Here is an 11,531-nt window from a genome sequence, read left to right as displayed (position 1 = left end):
GCGTTTCCCGCTACCACAAAAGCGGTACGGCCAAAGGCTAGAACAAGCCCTGAACCGCACCGCTTCTTAATAGGTCTAAACTTTGAAGAAATTGATGTTCTTGTTGAGCTCTTCCGACAGATGCGCAAGCGTCTGCGACGAGCTTGCTGTTTCTTCGGCTGCCGCTGCTGATTCTTCGCTTGCTGCTGCAATTGTTTCTACTGCGCGCATGACTTCTTCGGACTGCGCGGCTTGCTCTTCGCTTGCTGCTGCAATTTCAGTCACTTGGTCGGCAGTTTCGCTTACCATGCGTACGATGCTCTCGAAGGTTTGCCCGGTTTTGGAGGTTTGCAGGGTTGCATGCTCCATAGCTCTTAAGCTTTGATCGGTATTATGCTGCATGCCTTTGATGATCTCGGCAATTTGCTGCGTAGCTTCGCTGCTGCGCTCTGCCAGCTTGCGAACTTCATCGGCTACAACGGCAAACCCGCGTCCTTGGTCACCGGCACGTGCCGCTTCAATCGCTGCATTAAGGGCTAGCAAATTCGTTTGTTCGGAAATTTCGTCGATAACCTCAATAATTTGACCAATCTTCTGCGAGTCTTTCTCCAGCAATTGCATTTGAGAGGAGAGCCTCTCCATGCTTTGCACCGATGCACTAACCGTATCGCTGCCATCCTCTGCACCGCGTTTTGTTTTATCCGACAGCTCAGCTACAACAGAGGCTTTGTTCGCAACATCATTAACGGCAATGGACATTTCACGTACAAGCTCGCTAATCACCTGTGCTGATTCGGCTTGCTCTGTGCTTCCTTTAGCTATCTCTTCCGTCGTAGCGGAGATTTCCTCAGAAGCGGCGGCAACACTCTGTGCTGATGTTACGGTTTGGCTGATAAGCCTGCGTAAATTATCCATCATATCGTTGAACGCAGTAGCAAGAGTACCAAGCTCGTCCTTACTCTTCGATACAGCTTGATCGCGCAGGTCGCCTTTCGCCGCTTTGGTCGCTACGTTCAGAATGGAGCGGATCGATTTCACCATCGACTCGGAAATCAGAAGTGCAAGCCCAATACCGACAGCTATGGCGAAAATACCAAAGCCAATGATGAGGGATTTGCCGACTTTATTCGTTTGCGCAGCGCCGTCTACTTCCGCTTTAACGCCGTCATTATTGAACACAATCCAGCGGTCGAAGTCATCTTGTACCTTTTTTCGCTGTGAAGACAATTCATTGAGAAGTGCATACCCTTGTTCAGGCTTATTTTCTTTTCTCGCTTGGATAATAGGAGCTAGCCCATCAGAGTAAGTTTGCATGTTAGCATGAAGCGAATTGTAAATTTCAGTTTCTTCATCGGAGATAAGAAAATGCTCATACGCCTTAAGATCCTGTAAAGCTTTGGTCATACTTTCATTAATTGTTTGTTCAATAATCGCGATTTGGGCTGGATCGCTTTCCAAATTGATTTTATTGACATTAACGCGTGCTTCCATGAAGTCATCCTTGATGACTCCTATATTATTTAAACTCGGCAACCAGTTGGTTTGAACGATGGAACTGGATTTCTGAAGCGATCCCATTTGTACAATAGCAAGTACCCCGATCCCGGTCAGCAGTGCAAGAATGGCAAGAAAGCTGGACATTAGTTTTACGCGTATGGACAATTTCACATGGTTCACTCCTGTTTCATAGGATTAGGTTCTTCTTTGATACTAAAGATACATGGAAAGTGTTAAAACAAATGGGTAAAAACTATTTGATTTCTGTATGGAATTGGGTAAAAGCAGGTTGTTTTTAAGTTCAAATGCTAGAAAAGTGCGAGGTAAAGTCGGACGGAGGAATTTGGCTTGCTTGAAGGATAAACATAGGCTCGAATGCCCCTCTTTCTGAAGCAAATCCATTGCAGTTTCTATGAAAATGCACCTTATAGTAGAAGGGGAAATACGATCTGCAGGCATCTTCGAGATTATTAATAATAGATTAAAAGTTATCATTGACAATGAGAATCATTATCGAATATCATTATTTGTGTTGATTGAGAGTGATTATCATTATTAATTATTGGGAGAGTGGTCATGTGTTTTCCAAAGTTTTAACTCGTTCATTATTAGCTGCATCGGTGCTAGCAGCTCCTTTAGCAATAGGGTCAGGTCAAGCAGCACAAGCAGCAAGTTCATCCATAAGTGTTACGCTTGACGGGAAGTCAGTTTCGCTCGATGCCGCACCTAAAGTGATTAACGGCAGAACGCTTGTACCCTACAGCAGCCTCGTTAATGCGCTTGGCGGTCGTGCAACATGGGATGCGAAGAATAAATCCGTTTCCGCTGTACAAGGCGGCGTTACGGTTAAACTGACAGTGGGTTCTACTTCTGCATACATAAATAATGATTATAAAGCGCTGGAGTCGGCACCTGTGATTTCAGATGGCAAAACCTATGTTCCGCTTCGTCTGATCTCCGAGGCATTCGGCAAATGGGTTACATACAATAAGAACTTCAATTCCGTTGCGATCACCAGCACGATGACTGTGACGACAAGCACAGGCGCGTTTACGCTGAAGAAGAAACCAAGCCGCATCGTAACGCTGTCTTCCTCCGATACGGAAATTATTTATGCGCTTGGCAGCAAAGTTGTCGGTCGTTCCACTGCAATCGGCAAAGTCTTCCCTGCTGAAGCGACGTCCGTTCCAGAAGTGGGAAGCTCTCACGGTCTTAATTTCGAGAAGCTGGCTACATTGAAACCGGATCTCGTCATTGCAAGCCCTGCACTGAAGACGCAGCAAGCGACGATTGAGAAGCTTGGCGCACAAGTGATGTTCAACTCGCACAATTCCTTTACTGAAATTCAAGCTTCGATTAAACTTTATGGCCGCATTCTTGGTCAAGAAACGAAAGCCGCAGAGCTGATTGCGAAGATGAACAGCGATGTGACAGGTTTGAAGAAACCGGCCACAGCTCCGAAAACACTGATCGTTTACGGCGCACCGGGCAGTTTCGTTATTGCGCTTCCTACGAGCTACCCTGGCAACTTCTTGGAGCTTGCGGGCGGTAAGAACGTGGCTTCTTCGTTCAAAGGAATGGACGGCATGCCGCAATACGCGGAGCTGAGCCTTGAGCGGATCGTGGCTGCAAATCCGGACATTATTCTATTCATTACGCATGGCGATGCAGCAGATGTCAAAGCAAGCTTCAAGAAAGAATTCGAATCCAATGCAGCTTGGAAGAGCTTGCCGGCCGTGAAGAATGACAAGTTTGAAGTGCTGCCTTCCGATCTGTTCGCGGCAAACCCAGGCATCAGAGCGCCGCAAGCGATCGAAACCATCAACAAATTGCTCTTAACGGTGGATTAATCCGATGGCGACAATCGTAACCGGACAAAGAGCGCAAGAGGTGCGAACCTCGAGAAGTATTCGCAGAGGCAGTGTACTAATTATTAGTCTTGTCCTGCTGCTGCTTGCAGGGTTGTATGGCTTGATGTCAGGCTCAATTCCGATTCCGGCGCGCGAGGTGTGGAGCTCATTGCTTCACGCCTCCGACTCGGAATCGAGGCAAATTGTTTGGAATCTCAGGCTTCCGCGTGTATTGACCGGCATGCTGGCAGGCATCTGCCTGGCGATCTCTGGCACCTTCTTGCAAGGTGTCTTCCGTAATCCGCTCGCTGATCCCGGTATTATCGGCGTTTCCTCCGGCGGCGGACTTGCGGCTGTTGTTATTATGATTTTGTTCCCCGAGAAGATCGCCTATCTGCCCATTGCGGCTTTCCTTGGTGCGCTTACTGCAGCAGCAGTTGTGTATGCCCTCTCGTGGAAAGGCGGCGCTTCTCCGATGCGATTGATTCTGGCGGGAGTTGCGGTCAATTCGCTGCTCGGCGCGGCGATGACGGCGCTGATGATTTTGAATAGTGAAAAGGTTCAATCCGTTCTGCCATGGATGTCGGGAAGCTTGAACGGACGGAGCTGGCCGCATTTTCAAACGCTGCTGCCCTATGCCGTTATTGGCATCATAGCTTCGATCTTCTTGATTAAGACAGCTAACCTGCTCGTCCTTGGCGACGATGCCGCTAAGCTGCTCGGAAGCCGGGTGGAGATCGGAAGATTGCTTATTATTCTGCTATCTACCTTCCTGGCAGGTGCTTCGATCAGCATCGTTGGGATGGTCGGCTTCGTCGGCCTTGTTGTCCCGCATATCGTAAGGCTGTTAGTCGGCAATGACTATCGAATTCTGCTGCCCATTTCAGCCATGGGCGGGGGAACGTTAGTCATGGCCGCGGATACAGCTGCACGCAGCTGGTTTGATCCGATCGAGTTCCCAGTAGGTATTTTACTTGCGCTTCTCGGTGCGCCTTTCTTCCTCTATTTGCTTAGGAAAGGGGTCAAACGATGAATCCTGCAATAGCTGCCGATCAATTAAAGTATGGCTATGAGCGTTCCGCTCCGATCGTGAACGGCTTCAATCTTAAAGTTGCTGCCGGAGAATGGCTCGGTATCGTGGGTCCTAACGGCTCGGGCAAATCGACTGTTCTGCGCATGCTGGCAAGACTTGCAACTCCTCAATCCGGTAAGATTGAGCTGGAGGGCCGGGATCTTGCTGGCATGGATAACAAATCCGTTGCGAGAACGATGACGATGCTTGCGCAAACACAGGAAGGCGCCTTGGACATTACGGTGCGCGACCTTGTTCGCAGAGGGCGTAATCCTCATTTGAAATGGTATGAAGAATGCAGGGGCCCACATGAGGAAGTGGTCGATTGGGCGCTGCAGGTTACCAGCATGACGAGGCTGCAGCATCGTTCCCTGTTGGAATTATCAGGCGGAGAGCGTCAGCGTGCATGGCTTGCCATGTGTATGGCACAGACGCCTCGTGTTCTGCTGCTGGATGAACCGACGACTTATTTGGACATTGCGCATCAATTGGAATTGATGGAACTGATCCGCAGCTTGAATCAGGATCAAGGCATTACGGTTGTGATGGTCCTGCATGATTTGAATCAAGCGGCTCGTTTCTGCGACCGGATTGTAGCGATGAAGAACGGAGCGATCGTGAAGCAAGGCACGCCGGGCGAAGTATTCCGTGTGGAGTTCTTCCGCGAAGTGTTTGGCATCGAAGCCAAAGTGTACTACGATGAAGGTGTTCCCGTTTATTTGCCAAGCGGTATTGTAAACAAACAGCCTCATGAAGCGACAGCATAAAAGTAAGTTATAATGAGGAGGAGATTCGATTGGCCAAAGCAGCTTTAAGCACCGAATTGGTGCGGGAATTCGTAGGCGCAGCACACGCGGATTTGAATAAGGTCCAAACCCTGCTTGAGCAAGAGCCTGCTTTATTGCACGCATCCATGAACTGGGGCGGCGATGATTGGGAGACAGCTCTTGGCGCGGCATCTCATGTAGGACGCCGTGACATTGCAGAGTGGCTGTTGTCCAAAGGGGCGCGAATCGACTTATTTGCTGCCGCTATGCTCGGTGACCTGGAAGTGATCCAATCGACGCTTACCAAGTATCCGGAATCGATTCATGCGCGTGGACCGCACGGCATTACGCTGCTGCAGCATGCGATGATCGGCGGGGAGCAAGCGAAAGAGGTTGTCTCTTATTTGAAGTCGCTCTTGAATATCGATGAGAAGGGGACGAAGACGATGATTGTGGTAGAAAATCGGATTGAGGTTCGTGCCGGCTTTGCAGAGGCGGTATTGGAACGCTTCAAGACGCCTAAGACAGTACATACATTCCCTGGATTTGTCCGGATGGATGTTCTGCATGCTGTCGTTTCGGAAGAAACCGAAGAAATCCGCGTATGCACAACTTGGGAGAAGGAAGAAGATTTCCAAGCTTGGGCGAACAGCGATTCTTTCCGTCATGCACATACTCGCCGCGAGGGAGCGCAAGGTTCAGCTCACGGCCAAGGCGGCCAAGGACACGGTCACGGCCAAGGACACGGCGGCCAAGCACATGGTCAAGGCCAAGGACACGGCGGCCAACCGGCTGCGGAAGCAGCAGCAGGTCCAATCGTCGGCAACAAAGTGACCATCTATCAAGTTGTGGTCTCTCATTTGCCAGAGTCCGCACCGGTTGAGTCAGCCGCTAACTAATGCAGCAAACAAAAAGCCTCCAATAGTGGAGGCTTTTTGTTGTTTGCCCACGTTTATAAAACTTGAGAGTAGGAAAACCCGACTCTCGTAGCCGAAACCGTGCTGTTACGTAGCTGAGAGTCGTGAAACCCGACTCTCAGCCCTCAACCCCCCGCAATTACACCGGTTTAAGATGCTGAGAGTAGGAAAATCCGACTTTCAGCGCCGAAACCAAGGTGAAATGAAACTGAGAGTCGTGAAACCCGAGTCTCAGCCCTCAACCTACCGCAAATACACCGGTTTAAGATGCTGAGAGTAGGAAAACCCAACTCTCAGCGCCGAAACCAAGGTGAAATGAAGCTGAGAGTCGTGAAACCCGATTCTCAGTCCTAGAAACGCCACAGGTTCACGGCCTGTCCAGGCTGAGAGTTCAAAAACCGAACGCTCAGCTCCAAAACAGCTGCTAAAAACCATCGAGAATTCGAAAGTGGAACTCTCGACACAAAAATCGCCACGTGTGCTACCGACTGTTAATGTTGAGATTTGTCCCGGTTTGTGATATCCGTTAGCAATTCGGAAACCGCTGGAAATATCAATGATGCCAAAAATTGAAGGGCTGCCCAGTCATCGAAGACGACCGGACAGCCCTTTATTCTACTTCCACATATCTTTTACTTTAATTACCCACACTTGAGTTTGCTTGTCCGTAATTTTGAGAACGCCGTTAGCATCGTATTCACCAACGCCGAAGTCGTTGTCATTGGCAATAACCAGCGTGTTCTTGTTCAGCGCGGTCAACCCTTCGAATTTCTCGAACGGATAGTCGAGCGTCGTCAGATCCACAACCAGCTCTTTCGGCGCAGTTGTTACGTTCAGCGCGTTCCAATCCGATGTCCCTTCAACGTTTCCGCTCACAGCGGCGTTGTTAAGGATATTTGTAGCTTTCGCGAGGTCGATGCGGTAGACGCGTTTGATTTGCGCTGCTGCGCCTTCATTCTTATCGCGCTCATCCACGAGCAGAACATCATCGGACAGTGCGTGAAGATCGGAGATGACCACGTCCTTCTGCGCAACGTTCACGAATGATTTTGCATCCTCGGCCACATACACATATTCGCCTACAAGCTTCTTCGTTGCCAAATCCATCTTCAGAATGCGCAGATTGCGGGAAGCTTCGCCTGTCGCTTTATCCGGCACAGCCATCGGGCTTTGAATGGAAGCGTAGAGGAATTTGCCATCCGGGCTGATCGTTACGCCTTCGAAACCGCGGTTAACGATGCGTTTGGAATAGACAGCCGGAATCGCTTCGATTACCGGAATTTGCGCGTTTACAAGCTTCGCTTTATCGCCTACCGGAACATAACGGCTGATAATCGTACCGTCACGTTTCAATTGAATGAGCGAAGGGCGGTACTCATCGGACATCCAGAACGTATCATCTACCTTGTTGTATGCGATGCCTTCGAGATCGAGTCCATCCGGATCTAGCGGCAGCAAAGTCTTGCCTGTGTTGTCGTATGATTTCTCGTCGGAAGCGATGTTGCTAAGACCAGTCGTGAAACGACTTCCCGAAACGACGCCTTTGGTGCCTTCCGGAAGAAGCAGCTTGTTCGTCTCAAGGATGTTCACGGAGCTGCCTTCCAGCTTGATTTTATAGAAACGAGGTACATAATCCTGCACCGGGAATGTGCGATTAACCGTCTTGTCGATCGTAATTTGTCCGTTTGGACCACGATCAGCAAGCGTATAGAAGACATTGTCCGGATCGCCCGGCAAATGAGTCAGACCGGAGAAGCCGCCTTCCTTCAAATCGAGTCCAAGGCTTGGAGGGTTTGTCCACGTGTATTTGCCGGCAACATAAGGATACGCGCGCAAAGTCACTTTCTTGCTTGTGCTGTCCCAAGCCACTTCTTGTCCAAGTGCCTCGCCCATCGCTCTCACCGGCACGTATAAGCTGCCATTGATCGTGACGGCGTCTTTATCCAGCTTCACTTCAGAATCGCCTGCAAACAGCTTGATTTGGACTGCTAGTGCTTTGAGTGCGGTGTCGGCAGCTTGTACAATTTGCGTACTGCCCATGACGAGGCAAGCAGCGCCTGCTACGGCAACCCATTTCTTTGTTACAGCTTTCATTCCCATCTCTCCTCTATTATACATACTGGCAGGGCCATATCTCTGAACAGCATAGAAGAGAATTATTAAGCTAATATGATAGTGGTTTGGAGAAATTGTAAATCAGACCATTTTCACACATTGGAGGAGATCCTATACGGGCTCTTCTTTTCTTATGTCGAGATCGATCCCGCAAGCTTGTCATGCTAGTCTGCATAATTGTCCAAGTCCTCTCATAGACATAGTACAAGTCAAGCGTAAACGGCTTTTTGTCAAGGGCAACTCCGGATACGTTTAAAAATTGTGATGAGGGGTGGATCTCATGCGTCGTCGATTCAGTTTAATCGCAGCTATTTTGCTTTGCCTTACGGCGGTGCTCGCAGGCTGCGGGACTAAGGACGCGGAATCGGTTGTCAAGGAATTGGACAAAACACTTACTAACTTGGGCAGCTATCATGGCAAAGGCACGATGACGCTGTTTACGGGCCAGCAGCCGCTGGAGTATCAGGTGGATGTTTCTTATCAGAAGCCGCAATACTATCGCATTGCTTTGACGAACGCGAAGAAGGACATCACGCAAATCGTGTTGCGCAACGATGAGGGCGTTTTTGTCTTGACGCCGCGCCTGAATAAAGTGTTCCGTTTCCAAAGCGATTGGCCGGCTAACCAAGGGCAAGTGTACTTGTATCAAACGCTGGTCCAAAGCATTCTGCTCGACAACTCGCGCCAATTTGCAGTGGACAATGATGCTTATGTATTTGATGTCATGGCTAATTATCAGAACGGATCGCTTGCACGGCAGAAAATCTGGCTGAACAAATCCGACTATGCCCCGAGCAAAGTGGAAGTCAGCGATGCCAATGCAGCGGTGATGGTATCCGTTAAGTTCGATTCGTTCGAATTCGGCTCCAAGCTGGAGAAGAGCGTATTCGATACGCAGACGAACATGGGTGCAGCGGCCGACAAACCGACTACAGCTGAGCCGGATTCCGATCAAAGTAATACGAATGCAAATGTTGAAACCGATGCGAATACAGATACGAGTACGAATTCGAATAATGCAGTCGAATCCGATTCGGATGCAACGGCGAATCCGGACAATAACGGAACAACCAATGAAGAGTCCGATGACGGCTCACAAGGTACGCTTGGACCGATCAATCAGGCATTCACAGCGATGGAGCCATCCTATCTTCCAGATGGCGTATCGGAGAAAGACCAGCAGGATATCGTGTTCGGCGGAAATGCGGGCATACTGATTCGTTACGCAGGCAGCTTCGACTACACCTTGATTCAAACGCAGCCGAAGGATGTCGCGGTATCCGCAATGAAAGGTGATCTGATCGATCTGGGCTTCACTTACGGCTCTATAAGCGGTGCCGAAGACGAACAGCGCACGCTGACATGGACATACGACGGCACAGAATTCAGAATCACAACCGGTAATCTGCCGCAAAATGAAATGATCAAAGTCGCGCAATCCGTACAAGGCGAGATGAGTAAATAGTGTGTACAATAAACATTTTCCAGCCTGAATCGAGCCTGTTAAACCCTCCAATTCATTGACATCAGGAAGCAAAAACGTTTAACATATAGGTTACGGGTTAATAAGATAAACGCCTGCCCTCACCAAGGCGGGCGTTTACTTTTTGGAAATGAAGGTGGAGCAAGTTGGATGTGAACGCTTATTATCGCCCTACTCGGGCAGAGATATCTTTAGATGCGCTTTCTCATAATTTGCAGTCTTTTCGCCGGGCAATGCCTGAAGGCATGAAGCTTATGGCATCGGTGAAAGCGAATGCTTACGGCCATGGCGCCATTGAAACGGCTCGGGAAGCCGAACGCTGCGGCGTTGATTTTCTCGGTGTCGCTTTTCTTGATGAAGCACTTCAACTCCGGCAGGCCGGTATTAAGACGAACATTCTGGTACTTGGCTATGTACCGCCGCAAGGCTTAGCTGCTGCGCGGGATGCGGACATCGCAATTGCGCTTTTTAGCGATGAAATTTTGGAAGCTGCGGCAGCATTGCCGGCAGCCGATAAGAAACTCGCTGTTCATGTGAAAATCGATACGGGCATGGGACGATTAGGCCTGCTTGCTGGTGAGGATGCATTGGCGTTTATTTCGCGCGCGATGGAACAGCCAGGCATTCATGTCGAAGGTTTGTTTACGCATTATGCGAAAGCAGACGAAGCCGATAAAAGTTATACGCAGTTGCAATATGAGCGTTTCTCTACGTTCGTCAAACAGCTTAAGGCAGCAGATCTTCATATTCCAATCATTCATGCTGCTAACAGTGCGGCCGGAATTGATACACCGGAGATGGGCGGCGGCATGCTGCGCCTTGGTATTAGCATGTACGGCTTATATCCTTCCGCTGAGTGCAATCGGCAACGCGTTCAGCTTGAACCTGTCATGACACTCAAGACGGCTGTCGTAATGGTCAAGGATGTGCCGGAGGGCTGGGGAATCAGCTACGGTACACGTTATGTGACGAAAGGCAACGAGAGAATCGGAACGCTCCCGGTTGGTTATGCGGATGGCTTTAGCCGCATGCTGTCAGGTAAGGCAGAAGTGCTGCTGCGTGGTCAGCGTGCACGAGTACTCGGCACGATTTGTATGGACCAGTGTATGATAGCGCTGGATGATGCTGATGCCGCTCAACAAGGTCCCGTTCAAGTCGGTGAGGAAGTTGTGCTCATGGGCAGGCAAGGCGACGAGGTGATCTCTGCAGAGGAATTCGAAGAGAAGCTCGGCACGATCAATTATGAAGTCATCTGTATGGTCGCAGCGCGTGTACCGCGCGTATATATGCGAGGGCAGCAAGTTGTTGCTGTGACGAATCCCCTCCTGTAAGCGCGATGCAGGAGGAACGAATTACCTGCTAAGGATTTTCAATGGATTTAAAGGATTTTATCGTCTTATCTCGAATAATGTTGTTAAGATGTTCTTTGTTGTCGGTCTAAATCGTTTATCTTCGGGTGCAGCATACTTGCTATACGGTCTGCATACATATGAAGGTGTATAATACGGACCAAACAATGACATACTGTTACTGTTTTTTGCTGGAAATGTTTTGGGGGTGCGAGTTCGGTGGCCAATTTGCAAAATACCAAAAGGATTATGATCAGTTTACCGGATCATTTGCTGGAGGAAGTCGACGGAATCGTCGCCAAAGAAAACTCGAACCGAAGCGAATTCATTCGTCAGGCTATGAAATTGTATTTGATCGAGCGGAAGAAACGACAAATTCGCGATTCGATGCAGCGAGGCTATCTGGAAATGGCAAAAATCAACCTAGTGATGGCGTCGGAAGCTTTTCAAGCGGAGGAAGATGCCGGCGATACGCTCGGCCGACTCGTAAGCGGGGTGTAAA

Annotated in this window: 9 protein-coding genes and 1 pseudogene; 8 read left to right on the top strand and 2 right to left on the bottom strand. The window is 49.4% G+C overall.

Going from position 1 to position 11,531, the window contains the following annotated elements:
- Positions 1–75: 75 nt before the first annotated feature.
- A complete protein-coding gene (locus tag BLW29_RS21185; RefSeq protein WP_143044444.1) occupies positions 76–1,647 on the bottom strand; it encodes a methyl-accepting chemotaxis protein in 1,572 nt (523 codons plus the stop codon).
- Between the two features lie 407 nt (positions 1,648–2,054).
- Between BLW29_RS21185 and BLW29_RS21180 the strand changes: the two genes are divergently transcribed.
- The 5 genes and pseudogenes from BLW29_RS21180 (at position 2,055) to BLW29_RS31870 (ending at position 6,064) form a co-directional block, all read left to right on the top strand.
- Positions 2,055–3,326, top strand: a complete 1,272-nt coding sequence (locus tag BLW29_RS21180) for an ABC transporter substrate-binding protein (protein ID WP_177186739.1) — start codon at positions 2,055–2,057, stop codon at positions 3,324–3,326.
- A 4-nt stretch (positions 3,327–3,330) separates the two neighbouring features.
- Positions 3,331–4,359: a FecCD family ABC transporter permease gene (locus BLW29_RS21175; RefSeq protein WP_090983275.1), complete on the top strand. Its 1,029-nt coding sequence runs from the start codon at positions 3,331–3,333 to the stop codon at positions 4,357–4,359.
- Complete coding sequence (locus BLW29_RS21170; protein ID WP_090983274.1) at positions 4,356–5,165, top strand: ABC transporter ATP-binding protein; 810 nt, start codon at positions 4,356–4,358, stop codon at positions 5,163–5,165. The genes BLW29_RS21175 and BLW29_RS21170 overlap by 4 nt, the downstream gene beginning before the upstream one ends.
- 29 nt (positions 5,166–5,194) lie before the next feature.
- A pseudogene (locus tag BLW29_RS31875) lies at positions 5,195–5,581 on the top strand (ankyrin repeat domain-containing protein); the annotation flags it as partial.
- A gap of 30 nt (positions 5,582–5,611) precedes the next feature.
- Entirely contained in the window at positions 5,612–6,064 is a 453-nt protein-coding gene (locus tag BLW29_RS31870; protein WP_256208777.1) for an antibiotic biosynthesis monooxygenase, read from the top strand.
- Positions 6,065–6,697: 633 nt separating this feature from the next.
- Here the strand turns inward: BLW29_RS31870 and BLW29_RS21160 are convergent.
- Positions 6,698–8,176, bottom strand: a complete 1,479-nt coding sequence (locus tag BLW29_RS21160) for an esterase-like activity of phytase family protein (protein ID WP_256208758.1) — start codon at positions 8,174–8,176, stop codon at positions 6,698–6,700.
- Between the two features lie 301 nt (positions 8,177–8,477).
- Between BLW29_RS21160 and BLW29_RS21155 the strand changes: the two genes are divergently transcribed.
- The 3 genes from BLW29_RS21155 (at position 8,478) to BLW29_RS21145 (ending at position 11,530) form a co-directional block, all read left to right on the top strand.
- Complete coding sequence (locus BLW29_RS21155) at positions 8,478–9,662, top strand: outer membrane lipoprotein-sorting protein (RefSeq protein WP_090983270.1); 1,185 nt, start codon at positions 8,478–8,480, stop codon at positions 9,660–9,662.
- Positions 9,663–9,832: 170 nt separating this feature from the next.
- Positions 9,833–11,011 (top strand): alanine racemase, encoded by a 1,179-nt coding sequence (gene alr / locus BLW29_RS21150; RefSeq protein WP_090983487.1) that lies wholly within the window; start codon positions 9,833–9,835, stop codon positions 11,009–11,011.
- A gap of 237 nt (positions 11,012–11,248) precedes the next feature.
- Positions 11,249–11,530, top strand: a complete 282-nt coding sequence (locus BLW29_RS21145; RefSeq protein ID WP_090644307.1) for a CopG family ribbon-helix-helix protein — start codon at positions 11,249–11,251, stop codon at positions 11,528–11,530.
- Position 11,531: the final 1 nt, after the last annotated feature.

This window comes from Paenibacillus sp. CF384, assembly GCF_900106745.1.
Lineage (GTDB): Bacteria > Bacillota > Bacilli > Paenibacillales > Paenibacillaceae > Paenibacillus_Z.
This window is presented reverse-complemented; position numbering and strand designations above follow the sequence as displayed.